Source organism: Pseudomonas sp. IT-P258 (assembly GCF_949767825.1).
GTDB lineage: Bacteria > Pseudomonadota > Gammaproteobacteria > Pseudomonadales > Pseudomonadaceae > Aquipseudomonas > Aquipseudomonas monachiensis.
In genome coordinates, this window is the sequence record NZ_CATKPU010000013.1 from 117235 (window position 1) to 133552 (window position 16318).

General features: G+C 62.0%; 14 protein-coding genes. 9 read left to right on the top strand and 5 right to left on the bottom strand.

Annotated features, from left to right (window positions below; translation table 11 throughout):
• Positions 1-113: 113 nt before the first annotated feature.
• Positions 114-503, top strand: coding sequence for a c-type cytochrome (locus tag ACM6G4_RS03020; RefSeq protein WP_414913018.1), 390 nt, complete (start codon positions 114-116; stop codon positions 501-503).
• A 48-nt stretch (positions 504-551) separates the two neighbouring features.
• Positions 552-2042 (top strand): aldehyde dehydrogenase family protein, encoded by a 1491-nt coding sequence (locus ACM6G4_RS03025; protein ID WP_414913019.1) that lies wholly within the window; start codon positions 552-554, stop codon positions 2040-2042.
• 105 nt (positions 2043-2147) lie between these two features.
• On the opposite strand, the gene ACM6G4_RS03030 is transcribed toward ACM6G4_RS03025, so the two are convergent.
• Positions 2148-4553, bottom strand: coding sequence for a DUF3772 domain-containing protein (locus tag ACM6G4_RS03030; protein WP_414913020.1), 2406 nt, complete (start codon positions 4551-4553; stop codon positions 2148-2150).
• A gap of 312 nt (positions 4554-4865) precedes the next feature.
• Here ACM6G4_RS03030 and ACM6G4_RS03035 point away from each other — a divergent pair, with 312 nt between their 5' ends.
• From ACM6G4_RS03035 to ACM6G4_RS03045, 3 genes are read left to right on the top strand one after another with little or no spacing between them, the layout of a single operon-like run.
• Positions 4866-5831 carry a Bug family tripartite tricarboxylate transporter substrate binding protein gene (locus tag ACM6G4_RS03035; RefSeq protein WP_414913021.1) on the top strand — a complete coding sequence of 322 codons (966 nt, stop codon included), beginning with the start codon at positions 4866-4868 and terminating at the stop codon, positions 5829-5831.
• Position 5832: 1 nt separating this feature from the next.
• Positions 5833-6315 carry a tripartite tricarboxylate transporter TctB family protein gene (locus ACM6G4_RS03040; protein WP_414913022.1) on the top strand — a complete coding sequence of 161 codons (483 nt, stop codon included), beginning with the start codon at positions 5833-5835 and terminating at the stop codon, positions 6313-6315.
• A 15-nt stretch (positions 6316-6330) separates the two neighbouring features.
• Positions 6331-7839: a tripartite tricarboxylate transporter permease gene (locus tag ACM6G4_RS03045; RefSeq protein WP_414913023.1), complete on the top strand. Its 1509-nt coding sequence runs from the start codon at positions 6331-6333 to the stop codon at positions 7837-7839.
• A gap of 121 nt (positions 7840-7960) precedes the next feature.
• Here the strand turns inward: ACM6G4_RS03045 and ACM6G4_RS03050 are convergent, their stop codons facing one another.
• Complete coding sequence (locus ACM6G4_RS03050) at positions 7961-8860, bottom strand: LysR substrate-binding domain-containing protein (protein WP_414913024.1); 900 nt, start codon at positions 8858-8860, stop codon at positions 7961-7963.
• A 160-nt stretch (positions 8861-9020) separates the two neighbouring features.
• Between ACM6G4_RS03050 and ACM6G4_RS03055 the strand changes: the two genes are divergently transcribed.
• Both ACM6G4_RS03055 and ACM6G4_RS03060 read left to right on the top strand, forming a co-directional pair.
• On the top strand, positions 9021-10322 hold the full coding sequence (locus ACM6G4_RS03055) for an NAD(P)/FAD-dependent oxidoreductase (protein ID WP_414913025.1): 1302 nt from the start codon (positions 9021-9023) through the stop codon (positions 10320-10322).
• A 54-nt stretch (positions 10323-10376) separates the two neighbouring features.
• Positions 10377-11465 carry a polyamine ABC transporter substrate-binding protein gene (locus ACM6G4_RS03060; protein WP_056723050.1) on the top strand — a complete coding sequence of 363 codons (1089 nt, stop codon included), beginning with the start codon at positions 10377-10379 and terminating at the stop codon, positions 11463-11465.
• 100 nt (positions 11466-11565) lie between these two features.
• Here the strand turns inward: ACM6G4_RS03060 and ACM6G4_RS03065 are convergent, their stop codons facing one another.
• Positions 11566-12084: a carboxymuconolactone decarboxylase family protein gene (locus ACM6G4_RS03065; protein WP_414913026.1), complete on the bottom strand. Its 519-nt coding sequence runs from the start codon at positions 12082-12084 to the stop codon at positions 11566-11568.
• Positions 12085-12217: 133 nt separating this feature from the next.
• Here ACM6G4_RS03065 and ACM6G4_RS03070 point away from each other — a divergent pair, with 133 nt between their 5' ends.
• Entirely contained in the window at positions 12218-13033 is an 816-nt protein-coding gene (locus ACM6G4_RS03070) for a cupin domain-containing protein (RefSeq protein WP_414913027.1), read from the top strand.
• 135 nt (positions 13034-13168) lie between these two features.
• Here the strand turns inward: ACM6G4_RS03070 and ACM6G4_RS03075 are convergent, their stop codons facing one another.
• Positions 13169-13600 (bottom strand): nuclear transport factor 2 family protein, encoded by a 432-nt coding sequence (locus ACM6G4_RS03075; protein WP_223515445.1) that lies wholly within the window; start codon positions 13598-13600, stop codon positions 13169-13171.
• A gap of 157 nt (positions 13601-13757) precedes the next feature.
• Between ACM6G4_RS03075 and ACM6G4_RS03080 the strand changes: the two genes are divergently transcribed.
• The gene (locus tag ACM6G4_RS03080) at positions 13758-14408 is read left to right on the top strand and encodes a DUF2238 domain-containing protein (RefSeq protein ID WP_056723042.1); all 651 of its coding nucleotides are present in this window, start codon (positions 13758-13760) and stop codon (positions 14406-14408) included.
• A gap of 83 nt (positions 14409-14491) precedes the next feature.
• On the opposite strand, the gene ilvD is transcribed toward ACM6G4_RS03080, so the two are convergent.
• Complete coding sequence (ilvD, locus tag ACM6G4_RS03085; protein WP_056723040.1) at positions 14492-16174, bottom strand: dihydroxy-acid dehydratase; 1683 nt, start codon at positions 16172-16174, stop codon at positions 14492-14494.
• Positions 16175-16318 lie beyond the last annotated feature (144 nt).

Here is a 16318-nt window from a genome sequence, read left to right on the forward strand (position 1 = left end):
TGCCGACGACCGCCGACAATCCCTACCAACCTGCCGAAGCACCGTTGCCTCGGCATTTTTAGTATTGGCGTTCGCCTGCTGGCGGGTGCATGGATTTTCAAGGTCGTTTTCCTATGTTCACTTCGCTGCGTGTGCCCCTGATCGGTTTGCTGTCCTTCACCCTGGTCCAGGCGGTGTCTGCCGCTGAGTGTGCCCCGGACACGCGCCGTGGCGGCGAAGTGTTTGCCACCGAGTGCAGCGTCTGCCATGCGGTGAGCAAGGGCACGACCGGCATGATGGGGCCGAACCTGTTTGGTGTGTACGGGCGCAAGTCCGGCTCGCTGGCCGGCTTCAGCTACTCACAGGCCATGCGCGACAAAGACGTCGACTGGCAGGCCGAGAACATCACGCAACTGATCACCCAGCCCCAGGCCTTCGTGCCGGGTACCTACATGCCCTACATGGGCCTGGCTTCCGCCGCCGACCGCCAGGCGGTCGCGTGCTTCCTCAAAGAACAACACTGATCAGGCCGGATTGGCGCCTGAACAACTCGTCTGAATGAAAGGTGAATTATGAGCAACGTTGAAATCCTGCCCCAGGTTGCTGCATTCCTTGCACGTCGCCACGGCTGCTTCATCGATGGCCAGTGGGTGCTTGCCGAGGGCGACAGCATCGCCGTGGTCAACCCGGCCACCGGGCAAACCCTGTGCGAAACCCTGGATGCACCGCTGGAGCTCGTCGAGCGCGCCGTGCAGTCGTCCCACAAGGCGTTCAAGTCCGGTGTGTGGTCGAGCCTGCGCCCGGCGGACCGTGAACGCATCCTGCTGAACTTCACCCGCCTGGTCGAAGAACACGCCGAAGAACTGGCCCAGCTGGAAACCCTGAGCCAGGGCAAGTCGATCAACATGGCCCGCGCGCTGGACCTCAACGCCACCGTGGAATTCATGCGCTACATGTCCGGCTGGGCGACCAAGATCGAAGGCCAGACTTTCGATGTGTCGATCCCGCTGCCACCGGGCGCCAAGTTCACCGCGTTCACCAAGCGCGAGCCCGTGGGCGTGGTGGTCGGCATCGTGCCGTGGAACTTCCCGCTGCTGATCGCCGCCTGGAAACTGATGCCAGCCCTGGCCACCGGTTGCACGGTGATCATCAAGCCGGCCATGGAAACCCCGCTGACCGCCATGCGCCTGGCTGAACTGGCTGTGGAAGCCGGCATCCCGGCCGGCGTATTCAACGTGGTCACCGGTGGCGGCGCCTCCGTTGGCGGCGTGCTGACCGCGCATCCGTTGGTGAGCAAAGTGTCGTTCACCGGTTCCACCGCCGTGGGCAAGAGCGTCGGCGCGGCGTGCATGGAAAACATGACGCGCTTCTCCCTGGAACTGGGCGGCAAGAACCCGATGATCGTGCTCGCCGATGCCGACATCGAAAAAGCCGTGCAGGGTGCGATCCTCGGCGGCTTGCTGAACAACGGCCAGGTCTGCGCGGCGGCCTCGCGCTTCTACGTGCACCGCTCGATCCACGACCCATTCGTCGAAGCCCTGGCCACCGCCGTCTCCTCGATGCCGATTGGCGCCGGCATGAATTGCGACGCGGCCATCAACCCGCTGGTGTCGCGCAAGCAACAGCAAAGCGTACTCAAGCACATCGAACTGGCCCGCCAGCAAGGTGCGCGGGTGGTGACTGGCGGCGAGCTGCTGGAAGGCGACGGCTTCTTCGTGCAGCCGACCATCCTGGCGGACATCGACCACAGCATGGCCGTGGCCCGTGAAGAAGTGTTCGGCCCGGTATTGGGCGTGATGCCGTTCGACGACGAAGACGCCGTGATCGAACTGGCCAACGACAACCGCTACGGCTTGGCCGCCAGCCTGTGGACCAACGACCTGGGCAAAGCCATGAACCTGGTGCCACGCATCGAAGCCGGTACGGTCTGGGTCAACGCCCACGTGCTGCTCGACCCGGCGATGCCGTTCGGTGGCGTCAAGCAATCGGGTATGGGCCGTGAGTTCGGGCGTGCGGTGATCGAGGCTTACACCGAGCTCAAGTCGGTGTGTATCGCCCATTGATATACCTGTAGGAGCTGTCGAGTGCCACGAGGCTGCGATCTGTTGATCCTGGTTTAAAAATCAGATCAAAAGATCGCAGCCTTCGGCAGCTCCTACGGATTGGTGTTACGCGCCAGGTGGCGATTTCGCCAGTTCAATCCCGGCGGCCCCCAGCCGCTTGAGTATTTCAAACAGCAGCTCGCTTTTGATCGCGCCGACCGTGCGTGGGCTGCCGACATAACCGGTGATGGTCAAGGTGATGCCTTCAGGCTTCAGCTGACTGAAACGCAAAAACGGCGCGGGTTTATCCAGAATGGATTCATGCTCGGTGTAGGTGTCCATCAGCAGGTTTTGCACCAGCTCCGGGTCGATATCCAGCGGGAACATCAGTTCGAGTATCACCACGCCCTGGGCGCTGCCGCCGAGGGTGACGTTGCGCAGGTTCTGCGAAATCAGGTGGGAGTTGGGCACGATCATGATCGAACGGTCGGCCAGTTGGATTTCCGTGGCCCGCACGTTGATCCGTCGTATATCGCCTTCGACTCCGCTGATGCTGATCAGGTCGCCGACCTTCACCGGACGCTCGGTGAGCAGGATCAGGCCGGAGATGAAGTTCTTCACGATCTCCTGGAGACCGAAGCCGATGCCCACCGACAATGCACTGACAATCCAGGCCAGGTTGGTCCACTTGACCCCCAGCGACGACAGTGTGAGTAGCACCACGGATGCGTAACCGATGTTGGCAAACAGGGTGCTGAGCGAGGCGCACATGCCCGGGTCCATCTCGGTTTTTGGCAGGAACTCGTTATCCAGCCAGCGTCGGAAGGCGCGAATCAGGTAGATGCCGATCACCAGGGCGAGGACGGCATTGAGCAGGTTGTCCGGGACGATGTTCAGCTTGCGCAGCCCCTCACCACCGAGAATGGCCACGGTGCCGGTGACCAGTTGCCCGAGCGTCGTCCCCACGCCGCCGACGAACAGGGCAATGACGCCGATCAGCATCAGGATGGCGCGGCCAGCCCCGGACATGACGGTGCAGATCTGCTCCAGGCGCGGATTGCCGATGCCCAACAGCTGCTTGATCGCCTTGCCGGAGGCTTGCCGGGGCGAGAAAAGGTAGTCGCAGGTGTCCTGGTAGACCTGTGTCAGCAGGTAGAAACCGGCGAAGATGATGAATATCCAGACCAGTTCATAGGTGATGAACCGGGCCATCGTCACATAGCCGATCAGCAGGGCGAACAGGGACACCACCACGGCCGCGCCGGTGAAGGTGTAAATCAGACCGGCGAAGGTGGTGACGCCTTCGGGGGCTTCTCCGGCAACGATCAGGTCTCTGCGTGTCTTGCTGACGCGCAACAGCAGCGCACCGATCACCAGTGCCGCGACCAGTGCCACGATGCCCCGACCGAACAACACCACTTCGGCGCTCATGCCGGTGACATTGCTCATCTGCACCAGGGTCACCAGCACCAGCAGCAGGCTGGCCAGCAACCGCGGATAAGGCTCCATCGCCAGAGCCACCGGGTCGGCAATATCGGGCAGGCGCCATGAAGGATGTTTGGTGGATAACAACGCGCGGCTCAATCCGGTGATCAGCACGCAGGTATAGGCCAGCTTTTCCAGGTATTGCGCCAGGTCGGCCAGCAGCGGGGTGTAAGGCTGTTGCCGGGTCCCGGCAAAGTGCAGCAATTGCAGGGCGATGCCGGCGGTCAGTAGCGTCGCGATCACCGACGCCAGCGCAAGGGAGCTGCGCCGCAACCGGCCCGCAGGCATTCGATGAAAGCACAGCCACGCCAGGCCCCGGCCGGCGAGGTTTCGTCCCACGGTCCATATGACCAGGGCCAGCAACAGCAGGGCGGCCGTGATCCCGCGTTGTCCGGGTTGCCAGGCGGCCCGGTGCGTGGCCTCGAGTTGCTCGATGAGGGCGCTGAACCGCTGACGGTCCTCGATCGGCAGAGCGAACAATGGCGACCAGAAACCCGGGTTCAGGATGCTGCTGGTCTGCTGGGTCACTTCCGCTTCCAGCAGGCTGCGCCGGATACTGGCAATCTGGGTGATCAGTTCGGCGGCACTTATTTTTAGCGCGGCCAGGGTTTTGAGTTGGCTGTCGATCTTGTCCTTTTGCTCGCCGAGGGCATCTCGTTGGGTGGTGATGGCAGACGTCACCTGTGCGTTCTCGTCAAGCGGCACTGGCCCCAGCACGTTGAGTTGCGCCTGCAATTGCGCCTGTCCAGGCAGCAGCGATGTAGACAGGCGTTCAATCTCCTGGATCAGTACTTGTACCTGGTCCTGTGAGCTTTCCAATTGGGTGTAATTGCTGGCCTGGGAAACCTGCTGCTTGAGGCTGTTGAGCTGGTTCTGCACCCCCAGCAATTCGCCGTCGGAGATGCTGATGATCGGGGCCGCGGGGGCGGGAGCGGGGGCCAGTGCAGGAGTCGGGGCGTCGGCCATGTCCCCCGCCAACAGCCATCCCGGGCTTGCCGCCAGAACCGCGAAGGCGACGTGAATCATTGACTTCAAGACATTGCGCATCGGCGAGCTCGACGGGTTGTTAGTCACTTAGCCAATGAGGTTAGGTCAAGACACGCACCCTAGAGCATTGTTTTGTCGGAAGGGCCCCGGCTGGTTTTTGCCTGGGTGTGACTCATGTAGCCGGTGGCTGGCCTGACAGCGTTCAGGTTAGCGAGGCGATCCCTGAGCGGGTTGCGGCGCCGTTGGCGGGTGGTTTGAGCAAAACAGATCAACCCACGGAACCATGGCCTAAGCTTGTTTGCAGGCCCCTGCTTATCGTGCACCTCGATGGGCAAGCGGCACCTATAAAAACAATGCAATCAGGAGATACCCATGTCCGCCTTGATCCGTCGTTTCAGTCGCTGCATGGCCGCCGGCTTGACCGCTGCCGTGCTTGTCGCACCAGCCTTTGCGCTGGATACCGTGAAATTCATGGCCCCGGGTTCCGTGGGCGGTGGTTACGACCAGACCGCCCGGGTGCTGGGCAAGGCCATGGTCGAGGCCAATACGGCCAAGGCCGTGACTTTCGAGAACAAGGGTGGGGCGGGCGGGACCCTGGGACTGGCGCAATTTGCCAACAGCACCAAGGGTGACCCGAACGCATTGCTGGTGGTCGGCGCGATCATGGTCGCGGGCATCGAACAGAATAAACCGCAGATCAGCCTGAAGGATGTGACGCCCATTGCCCGGCTGTTCACCGAGTACAACGTGATCGCCGTGCGCAAGGAGTCTGAATACAAGACCCTCGATGACCTGGTCAAGGCCTTCAAGGCCAGTCCAACGAGCATCACCTGGGGCGGCGGCTCCAAGGGCTCGGTGGATCACATTGGCATTGCCGAGCTGGCCGGCAAGCTGGACGTGCCGGTCAACAAGGTCAACTACGTGGCCTTTGGCGGTGGTGGCGAGGTGGTTGCCCAGGCGCTGGGCGGCCAGCTCAAGGTGATCACCGGCGGTTATGCCGAGCTGGGCCAATACATCAAGACTGGTCAGTTTCGTGTCCTGGCCATCGGCGCGCCGGAGCGGGTTCCCGGCATTGATGCACCGACCCTCAAGGAAAGCGGCTATGACGTGACGATCGGCAACTGGCGCGGCGTTTATGGTGCAGCGGGCCTTACCCCGCAGCAGCGTAAAGAGGTGATAGACGCGGTCGTGGCCGCCACCAACAGCAAGGTCTGGCAGGACAATATCCAGGCCAATGCCTGGACGCCCAGCGTGCTGACTGGCGATGACTTCGGCAAATTCGTCGAGGAAGAACACGTGCGGTTGCGCGCCATGCTGGTCAAGGTCGGGCTGCTTTGAGATGGCCACACAGCGCGCAGTGGTACCGACGCAATTGGCGGTCGGCATCGGCCTGATCGCCATCAGCGTCGTATTGGCGATCGGCGCCTACAGGTTTCCGCCGGAAATGGGCTTCGTGATCCTCCCGGCGTACGTCTATCCCTATGTCGTGGCGGCGTTTCTCGGTGCAGTGGGACTGCTGCTGGGGTATCAGGCGGTCAGTGGCGGTTTTCGCGAGCTGGATAATGACGCCACCACGGTGCCCGGTGGAAAAGCCGGTGCGGCCTGGGTGACGGCGGGGCTTGTCGGGGTGGCGCTGCTGATCAACCTGATCGGGTTTGTGCTGGCAGCCGGGTTGCTGTTCGCCTGTTCGGCGCGGGGGTTCGGCAGCCGTCATCCCGTGCGGGACCTGGCCATCGGCATTGCCTTGACCCTGCCGATCTACTGGCTGTTCAACGCCGGGCTGGGGGTTTCCCTGCCGTCGCTGATCAACATCTGGCTTTGAAAGGAGCTCGACACCGTGGACATTCTTTCAAGCCTGGCGATGGGTTTTTCCTCGGCGCTGACGCCGATCAATCTGATGTGGGGGTTCATCGGCTGCCTGCTCGGCACTGCCATCGGCGTGTTGCCGGGGATCGGTCCGGCGCTGACGGTGGCCCTGCTGTTGCCGATCACCGCCAAGGTCGACCCCACCGGCGCGCTGATCATGTTCGCCGGTATCTATTACGGCGCGCAGTTCGGTGGCTCCACCACCTCGATCCTGCTCAACACACCCGGCGAATCGTCTTCCATGGTCACGGCCCTGGAAGGCAACCTGATGGCGCGCAACGGCCGGGCCGGTCCCGCGCTGGCAACGGCGGCGATCGGCTCGTTCGTCGCCGGCACCATCGCCACGATTTTGCTGACGCTGTTTGCGCCCATTGTGGCCAGGCTGGCCCTGAACTTCGGCCCGACCGAGTATTTCGCGATCCTGGTGCTGTCGTTCACCACCGTGTCGGCGGTGCTCGGCGCCTCCATGCTGCGCGGGTTTGCCTCACTGGGCGTCGGGCTGACCATCGGTTTGATCGGCCTGGACTCGACCTCGGGCATTGCCCGCTACACATTGGGTGTTCCCGAACTGGTGGACGGCATCGAAGTGGTGCTGGTGGCGGTCGGTTTGTTCGCGGTGGGAGAGGCCTTGTACAGCCTGCTCTATCAAACGGAATCAAACGAAGGCCGGCACCGCCTGACCTCGTTGTGGATGACCCGCGCCGACTGGAAACGCTCGGTGCCTGCGTGGCTTCGGGGCACGCTGATCGGTTTTCCGTTTGGCTCGATTCCGGCCGGTGGCGCCGAGATTCCGACCTTCCTGTCCTATTCCGCCGAACGCAAACTCAGCAAGTATCCCAAGGAGTTTTCCGCCAACAAGGGCGAAGGCGCCATCGAAGGCGTGGCCGGCCCGGAAGCGGCCAACAACGCCAGCGCGACCGGGTCTCTGGTGCCGTTGCTGACCCTGGGCATCCCGACGTCCGCCACCGCGGCGATCCTGCTGGCGGCATTCCAGAACTACAACCTGCAACCGGGGCCGATGCTGTTCGAAACCTCCGCGGAACTGGTCTGGACGCTGGTGGCCTCGCTGTACATCGGCAACGTGATCCTGCTGGTGTTGAACCTGCCGCTGGTGGGGCTGTGGGTCAAACTGCTGCAAATCCCCCGGCCGTACCTGAACGCCGGCATCCTGGTCTTCGCCACCATTGGCGTGTATGGCATGCGCCACTCATCCTTCGACCTGATCCTGATGTTGGCCATTGGCTGGGGCGGGGTGCTGATGCGCCGTTTCGACTTCCCCGTCGCCCCGGTGATCGTCGGCATGCTGCTGGGGCCGATGGCGGAGAAACAATTGCGTAACGCCTTGTCCATCAGCGAGGGCGACTGGACGGTGTTCCTCACGCAACCGATCTCGGCGTTCTTCCTCGCCCTGACGCTGCTGGTGCTGGTGGTGCCCCATGTGCTGCATAAACGCGGCATCAAGTTGCATGAGGATGATTGAGTCCTGCGATGCGCAACTCCTGTGGGAGCGAGCTTGCTCGCGATGGCGGAGTGTCAGACACCTGTGATGTCGACTGTCACGCCCTCATCGCGAGCAAGCTCGCTCCCACAGGTTCTGGGGCCTACTTGGCGGACTGCGTTGTGGTTTGCGCGGTGAACCATTGCATGACGGGTGCGCAGGCTGGATGCGATGCCGCCGATGGTTGCAGGCACAGTGAGTAAATCCCTTGGGTCTTCAACGGCTCACCAAACGGAATCACCAGTTCTCCCCGTTGAATCGACTCGCCCGCCAGGGTCATGTCGGTCATCGCCACGCCAAGGCCCCGGGCGGCGGCATCGAGCGCCAGTTCGTCGAGATTGAAGGGGATGTGCCGATAGTCATGCAGCGCCTTGCCGCCATGGGCTGACAGCCAGACCTGCCAGTCATGTTGATCGGAGGAACGGTGCAGCAACGCGAACCCCGACAGATCCTCCAGCGAAGCCAATGGCCGATCGGTGGTGCCCAGCCCTGGTGCACATACGGGCACCAACGCTTCTTCGAACAAGGTCAGGCAATCGGGCGCTGTGGCCGGCTCGGGCAGATAGAGAATGTAGGCGTCGCTGTCACTGGCCGGCTCGACCACTTCAGTGGCCACGGTTTCGATTGCCAGGGATACGTCCGGGTGATGCCGGTAGAACTCGCTCAACCTGGGCAACAACCAGCGCACCGCCAGTGACACGTGCATGCGAATGCGGAACGGGCGCTTTTGCGGCGCGAGCCGGTCTTCGAGGGTGCGCAACTGTTCGAGGATGCTGCGCGCGCTGGCCAGTACCTGTTCGCCCTCGGCGGTCAGCTGAAGGCTGCGGCTGCTCCTGACAAACAGCGCCACGCCAAAGTGGCCCTCCAGTTGCTGGATCTGTCGGCTCACGGCGCTTTGGGTCAGGCAGAGCTTTTGCGCCGCCTGGGTGAAGCTGCCCGACCCGGCGACCTCGACCAGGGCTTGCAAGCCCTGCAGTGAGGGCACGTGGCGAATTTTGTCCATGCGTTTTCAGAATGCCTCGATGATTTAATAACGTTGGTTGCCCGGGTTTTGAGCCTCTAGATTCTAGTCATCGCCGCCGTCCTCGAAAACCATTTATGCAAATCCTGCATGCAATGCTTTGGATCGAGACGGTTCGCAGAACAAGAAAACGAGGTGACGCATGGAAAATATCTGTGGCTGGATTGCGCAAGCGGGGAGTTCACCCCTGCGCGAGCCGCTCAAAGGCACGCAGCAGGCCGACTGGCTGGTAATCGGTGCCGGCATCACCGGCCTCAGTGCCGCGCACGCCCTGGCGCAAATGCACCCCCAGGCACGCATCGTGGTCGTGGACCGGCAGCGGGCTGCGCAGGGGGCATCGGCGCGCAATTCCGGTTTTGTGGTGGCCCATGAGCATCCTGCCGCTGGCGAGTTGGTGGGCAGTGACGGATTCGCCGGGTATCAGGTAGATACGTCCATCGGCCGCGCGGCTGCCGACGAGGTCCGTAAGCAGATAGCCCGCCATGGCATCGAATGCGACTTCAGGGAGTCGGGCTATTTCTTCGCCGTCAGCGATCCACGCAAACTGACCCAGGTCGAGGTCAAGCTGCAGACCCTGCGTGCCGTGGGCGCCAGTGCGCAGTTTCTGCAAGGCGAGTCGTTGCTCGAGAAACTCGGCAGCCGGCACTACCGCGCCGCGATCTGGTGCGGCAACGGCAATGCGCTGCTGCAACCTGCGAAGTACGTGAGGGGCTTGCTCGATGCCCTGCCGCCGAAAGTGACGGTCTACGAGAACACCGATATCACAGGCCTTGAGCGCCTGGGTAACGGCCGGATTCGCGCCAGGGGCCAAAACGGCTGTGTCGAGGCCAAACAGGTATTGGTCTGCCTTAACGCCTTTATCCCCCGCGCAGGCATCGAGGACAGTGGCACATTCGCGATGGAACTCAGTGCCAGCCTCACGCGCCCCCTCAGCGATCAAGAGTTTCAAACCCTGGGTGCGCCAGCGTCCTGGGGCGTGCTGTCGACCCGTCCGCTCGGGGCCACGGTGCGCCTGACCCCGGATCGCCGGGTGATGATCCGCAACACCGCGGAGTACCGCTCGAGGGATTTGTCATTGAGCGAATTGTCGACTCGCCGCCAGCACCATGTGCTGGGGTTGCAACGACGTTTCCCGATGCTCGGCGAGCAGGACATCGAATACACCTGGACCGGACATCTCAGCGCTTCGCGTTCCGGGCAACCGTATTTCGGCAAAGTCGAGGAGGGCGTGTTTGCCGTGGCCGGGTGCAATGGTTCCGGCGTGGCGCGGGGCACGCTGTGGGGCCGCTTGCTGGCGGAGCTGGCCTCGGGTCGTGAGTCGCCGCTGATGCGGTCGGTCATGCAACGGGCACAACCCGGCTGGCTGCCGCCCAAACCCTTGCTCGACATCGGTGCCATGCTGCGTATGCGCGTGGAAGCGGTCCGGGCCAGAAGCGAAATCTGAAAACACCCGTTTCACAACAAGAACAAAAGCACTTCCCATCGAAGGTGATTCAACATGCGCGTCAATACGCTTTCCCTTGTGGCCCTGATCTCGACATTTTCCGCCGTCACCCATGCCGACGAAACCGTCAACATTTCCAACTGGAACGGCTACATCGCCGATGACACCCTGGCCAATTTCACCCGGGACACCGGGATCAAGGCAACCTACGACATCCACGACAGCAACGAAGTGCTGGAATCGAAGCTGATGACCGGCAACACCGGGTATGACGTGGTCAGCCCGTCGAACCACTTCCTGTCACGCCTGATCAAGGCCGGGGCCATCCAGAAACTCGACAGGAGCCAGTTGCCCAACTGGAAAAACCTCGACCCGGCGCTGATGAAAAAGCTTGAGGTCAACGATCCGGGCAACCAGTACGGCTACCCCTACATGTGGGGCACGGCGGGCATCGGCTACAACGTCGAGAAGATCAAGGCGATCTTCGGCAATACCGACGTCACCCGGTCCTGGAGCCTGTTCTTCGACGAAAACAACATCAAGAAGCTCAGCGAGTGTGGGGTGGCGATCATTGACAACCCGACGCAGATCCTGCCGATCACCCTCAATTACCTGGGCCTGCCACCCCACAGCCATGAGCCGGCCGACTACAAGAAAGCCGAGCAGGCGCTGCTGAAAATCCGGCCTTACGTCCAGTATTTCCACGCGTCCAAGTACATCAGCGACCTGGCCAACGGCAACGTCTGCGCGGTGATCGGTTTCAACGGCGACATCGTGCAGGCCGCCGCGAGTGCCAGGGAGGCGAAAAACGGGATCGACATTGCCTACTCGATCCCGGACGAGGGTTCCACCTTGTGGCTGGACATGGTGGTCATGCCCAAGAGCGCGCCACACGAGAAGAACGGCTACGCCTACATGAACTACCTGCTGGAGCCGAAGGTGATTGCCAACATCAGCAACAGCATCCACTACGCCAACCCCAACAGTGCGGCGGATGCCTTCGTCGACCCGGCGGTGAAGCAGGACCTGGCGATCTATCCGCCCAAGAGCGTGATGGACAAGCTGTTTACCGTCGAGGACTTGCCCGCGGCCATTGCACGGTTGAGCACGCGGTTGTGGACCAAGCTGAAAACCAATACCTGACCGATTGGTGATTCCGGTCAATCAGATGTGACACTGCACCTGTGGCGAGGGAGCAAGCTCCCTCGCCACGGTTACTCGTTTGCCTGAGTCAACGATTCATTCAGGCGTCGATGGCCGGGAAGTCGATGTCGGTCAGCACAGCATTGTTCAGGTAGTTGGTCAATGTCTGCGAAGCCACATGGGCGATCACTTCGATGATCTTGCTGTCGTCGATACCGGCGCTACGGGCAGCGGCGAGCTGCTCGACGGTCAGGTGACCACGGCTTTCGGTGATCTGGCGGGCGAGGGCGGCAATGGCGTTGAGCTCGCCGTGTCGTGCGCTGAGGATGTCCTGCTTCGACAGCCCGGCCTTGCCGCCGAACAGCGTGTGAGCCGCCAGGCAGTAGTCGCAACCGTTGACCTGCGAGGTGGCAAGGAACACCGCTTCCTTTTCCGTGGCGCTCAGGGATGTCTTGCTCAGTGCGGCTGAGTTTTGCAGATACGAGGCTAGCACCGCTGGGGCATGGGCCAGTACTTTGAAGAGATTGGGCAGAAAACCGATTTTCTTCTGCACGCCTTCCAGCAGCGGGCGGGTGGCGTCGGTGGCGTGTTCCAGGCTGATCGGGGTAATGCGGGTCATGGTGATACTCCGTGGTGTGAAGCGCGGTATGCGCTGGCTACGGAGCTGATGTTAGGGAGAGTGCCTGGTGTTTTGGGTGCGAATCGTCGAGGATATGCGACAGATCGTCCAGAACTGCTTCCGGGAGCCTGTCATGGATCGCTTGTCTACGTTGCTCACACACTTCGGCGTCACTGCCGGCACTTTCCATAGCGGTACGTTCTGCGGCACCGCCGCCTACGACGGACAACAGGCCAGCGGTCATTTGCACCTGCTTCAAGCGGGCGAGTTACTGCTCAAGATGGGCGATCAGCCGGACCTGCAACTGACCGAACCGAGCCTGATCTTTTTCCCCCGGCCCTATCGACATCGCCTGTTTGCGTCTGAGTCGTCCGGCACGCAGCTGGTGTGCGCGACCCTGGATTTCGACGGCGGTGCGGGCAATGCCCTGGCGGCGGCGCTGCCGGATTATCTGGTGCTCAGGCTCGATGAAATCCCGACCCTGGCCGGGACCCTGGAATGGCTGTTCAACGAGGCGTTCGACGGTACTTGCGGGCGCGAAGCGGTGATGGATCGTCTGTTCGAGCTGCTGGTGATTCTGTTGCTGCGGCACATCCTGAGCACCACAGGCCAGCAACCGGGCATGCTGGCCGGCCTCGCCGATGCGCGCCTGGCGCGGCCCCTGAGCCTGATGCATCAAGCCCCGGCCAAGGCCTGGAGCGTGGCCGAACTCTCGGTTGCCGCCAACATGTCGCGGGCCAGTTTCGCCGAGCATTTTCGCCGGGTCGTCGGGCAGACGCCGGTGGATTACCTGGTGAGCTGGCGCATCAGCCTGGCCCAGAAACGCCTGCGCGAGGGCCGGCCGATTGCGCTGATTGCCGAGGAAGTTGGTTATGAGAGCCCCTCGGCGCTGGCCCGGGCGTTTCGGCGTAAAACCGGGCTCAGTCCCAGGGAGTGGAAAGGTAGTTGATTCACCTGAAAACCTTGTGGGAGCGAGCTTGCTCGCGATAGCGGTGTGTCAGACACCATGATGTCGACTGATACGCCCTCATCGCGAGCAAGCTCGCTCCCACAGGTCCGGCGGTGCGGCTTCTTTACGCGGGCATCAGAACTTGAACGCCTGCCGTCCCACCAACAGCCATTTACCGTCCTGCTTTTGCCAGATCTGGAAGTTTTCGATTTCCGTCGGCACCACTTCGGTGCCTTTGAGCGCTTGCGCCGAGAAGTGGTGACGAACCAGCGCGACATCGCCGGAGACGGTTATGGTCTGGTTCTGCATCTCAAGGGTCTTGAACGCGCTTTTGCCGGTTTCGATGTCGGCGATGAAGGCCTGCTTGTCCTGGATCTTGCCGCTGGAATGCCCGTAGGTCAGGTTCTCGGCGGTCAAGGCGTTCAGTTCCGGGATGTCTTTGTGCAGCATGGCCTGGGTCAGGTGGTCGACCGCCTGGGCCACATCCTTGTCCGCGGCGGCCGGGGTGGCGGCGACGTAGCCGCTGAACAGGCACAGAAAACCGATCAGCACTTTTGCTTTTTTCATGGGTGTTTCCTTGTTGTTGTAGGGATAGCGCGATGACTGGATGAGCACTCATCAGTCATCGTACAACTTATCATGAGGCAGAGGAAAAAAGCGAACTTGCCTGGTGCCCTTGCCTCGAAGTTAAAAGGGCGATGCCCTGACTTCGAGGTAGTGCGCCATGCAGCCTGATCCGCGTATACGGTTCGACCTGACGTTGCTCATGGTGTTTGTGCTGGTGGTCGTGGCGTCGGGTTTTTCTCCCCGCAGTCGGGTGGACTGGGCGCTGGAGAACCTGCTGGTGCTGTTGCTGGTGGGGACTTTGGTGGCGGTATCTCGTCGGTTCCGCTTGTCGGCGATGTCCATCACGCTGGTGTTTGCGTTTCTGTGCGTGCATGAATTGGGCGCCCATTACACCTATTCCCTGGTGCCTTACGATCACTGGTCTTCGGCGTGGTTGGGCTTCAGTTTTGACCGGGCGGCAGGTACACACCGCAATCACTACGACCGCCTGGTGCATCTGAGCTACGGGTTGCTGCTGGCTTATCCGGTGCGCGAAGTGCTGCGGCGACTGACGCCGCTGCGCGGGTTCTGGCTGTTTTTCGTGACCCTGAACATCATGCTGTCGACATCCGCCTTGTATGAACTGGTGGAGTGGGTTGGCGGTGCCTTCCTGGGCAATGACACGGCGAAGGCCTTCGTCGGCGCGCAAAACGATCCGTGGGATTCGCAAAAGGACATGGCCATCGCGGTTGCCGGGGCGTTTGTCAGCCTGTTGCCGGTGTCCTTGCGCGACAGGGTGCAAAAGCAAGCAATGACGACTGCAAGGTGATCGGTTCAGGCTTTGAAGTAGAGGTTGCCTGACAGGCCGCCTGCTCGCGATGGCATTAGACCAAACAGCGCCAGACTCAAACCTTACAGGTACTTATCCGTCACAGCCCCCTCCGAAGCACTGGACACCGTCTTCGCATACTTGGCCAACACCCCGCGCGTGTACTTGGATGGCGGCCGCACCCAACGCGACTTGCGCTCGGCCAGCACGGCATCGGAGACATCCACCGTGATCTGCCGGGTTTGCGCATCGATGATGATCCTGTCGCCATTCTCGACCAGCGCAATCGGCCCGCCTTCAAAGGCTTCCGGCGTGATATGCCCGACCACGAAACCGTGGGAACCACCGGAAAAACGCCCGTCGGTGATCAGCGCCACCTCCTTGCCGAGGCCCTTGCCCATGACCGCGGAGGTCGGCGAGAGCATTTCGCGCATGCCCGGGCCGCCCTTGGGCCCTTCGTAGCGGATCACGATGACATCGCCGGGCTGCACTTCGCCATTGAGAATGCCGGCCAGCGCACCTTCCTCGCCGTGATAGACCCGGGCCGTGCCTTCGAAACGCAGGCCTTCCTTGCCGGTGATCTTGGCCACGGCGCCGGTGGGCGAGAGGTTGCCGCGCAGAATGACCAGGTGAGAGTCCTTCTTGATCGGCTGGTCGAAAGGCCGGATCACGTCCTGGCCGGCGGGGTAGTCGGGCACGCTGGCCAGGTTTTGCGCCAGGGTCTGGCCGGTGACGGTCAGCACATCGCCGTGCAGCATGCCGGCGTCGAGCATGCGCTTCATCAGCGGTTGAATGCCGCCGATGGCCACCAGTTCGCTCATCATGTATTGACCGCTGGGGCGCAGGTCGGCGACCACCGGGGAAACCTTGCCCAACTCAACGAAGTCATCCAGGGTCAGCTCGACGTCCACCGCATTGGCCATGGCCAGCAGATGCAGCACGGCGTTGGTCGAGCCGGCGAGGGCGATCACCACGCGAATGGCGTTCTCGAAGGCTTTGCGGGTCATGATGTCGCGAGGCTTGAGGTCGAGCTTGAGCAGCTCCATCACCTGCTGGCCGGCGCGGAAGCTGTCCGAAGCCTTGTCGCCGCCGATGGCGTCCTGGGAGCTGGAACCGGGCAGGCTCATGCCCAAGGCTTCAATGGCTGAGGCCATGGTGTTGGCGGTGTACATGCCGCCACAGGAACCGGGGCCGGGAATCGCCACTTCCTCGATCTGCTTGACCTGGATCTCGCTGATGTCGCCCCGCGCGTGCTGGCCCACGGCCTCGAACACGGAAATGATGTCGGTGTGGCCGGCACCCGGCTGGATGGTGCCGCCATAGACAAAGATCGACGGGCGATTGAGTCGCGCCATGCCGATCAGGCAGCCCGGCATGTTCTTGTCGCAGCCGCCGATGGTCACCAGGCCATCGAAACCCTCGCAACCGGTGACCACTTCGATGGAGTCGGCGATCACCTCGCGGGACACCAGGGAATACTTCATGCCTTCGGTGCCGTTGGCGATGCCATCGGAAATGGTGATGGTGTTGAAGATCACGCCCTTGGCCCCGGCGGCATTCGCGCCTTTTTCGGCTTCGAGCGCCAGCTTGTCGATGTGCATGTTGCAGGGCGTGACCATGGCCCAGGTCGAGGCGATGCCGATCTGCGGCTTGGTGAAGTCTGCATCGGTAAAGCCCACGGCCCGCAACATGGCGCGTGCCGGTGCGGCCTCCACGCCGTCGATCACTTGAGAGGAGTACTTGCGCAGATCGTCTTTGTCGCTCATGACTGGCTCCTGTCGCTGATGGCTGTTGCTCACACACGCGTTGGGAAAAAACAGGATGAGTATAGAAGGCCGGGCGCCCGGGCCCGGACTAACCGGTCGGGAACAGACGCGCGGGTAAGCCTTGTCGTGATATTCTTGGCGACA

Coding starts and splice junctions, on each gene's coding strand:
- ACM6G4_RS03020 (WP_414913018.1), top strand. CDS start 114: ATGTTCACTTCGCTGCGTGTGCCCCTGATCGGTTTGCTGTCCTTCACC.
- ACM6G4_RS03025 (WP_414913019.1), top strand. CDS start 552: ATGAGCAACGTTGAAATCCTGCCCCAGGTTGCTGCATTCCTTGCACGT.
- ACM6G4_RS03030 (WP_414913020.1), bottom strand. CDS start 4,553: ATGCGCAATGTCTTGAAGTCAATGATTCACGTCGCCTTCGCGGTTCTG.
- ACM6G4_RS03035 (WP_414913021.1), top strand. CDS start 4,866: ATGTCCGCCTTGATCCGTCGTTTCAGTCGCTGCATGGCCGCCGGCTTG.
- ACM6G4_RS03040 (WP_414913022.1), top strand. CDS start 5,833: ATGGCCACACAGCGCGCAGTGGTACCGACGCAATTGGCGGTCGGCATC.
- ACM6G4_RS03050 (WP_414913024.1), bottom strand. CDS start 8,860: ATGGACAAAATTCGCCACGTGCCCTCACTGCAGGGCTTGCAAGCCCTG.
- ACM6G4_RS03055 (WP_414913025.1), top strand. CDS start 9,021: ATGGAAAATATCTGTGGCTGGATTGCGCAAGCGGGGAGTTCACCCCTG.
- ACM6G4_RS03060 (WP_056723050.1), top strand. CDS start 10,377: ATGCGCGTCAATACGCTTTCCCTTGTGGCCCTGATCTCGACATTTTCC.
- ACM6G4_RS03065 (WP_414913026.1), bottom strand. CDS start 12,084: ATGACCCGCATTACCCCGATCAGCCTGGAACACGCCACCGACGCCACC.
- ACM6G4_RS03070 (WP_414913027.1), top strand. CDS start 12,218: ATGGATCGCTTGTCTACGTTGCTCACACACTTCGGCGTCACTGCCGGC.
- ACM6G4_RS03075 (WP_223515445.1), bottom strand. CDS start 13,600: ATGAAAAAAGCAAAAGTGCTGATCGGTTTTCTGTGCCTGTTCAGCGGC.
- ACM6G4_RS03080 (WP_056723042.1), top strand. CDS start 13,758: ATGCAGCCTGATCCGCGTATACGGTTCGACCTGACGTTGCTCATGGTG.
- ilvD (WP_056723040.1), bottom strand. CDS start 16,174: ATGAGCGACAAAGACGATCTGCGCAAGTACTCCTCTCAAGTGATCGAC.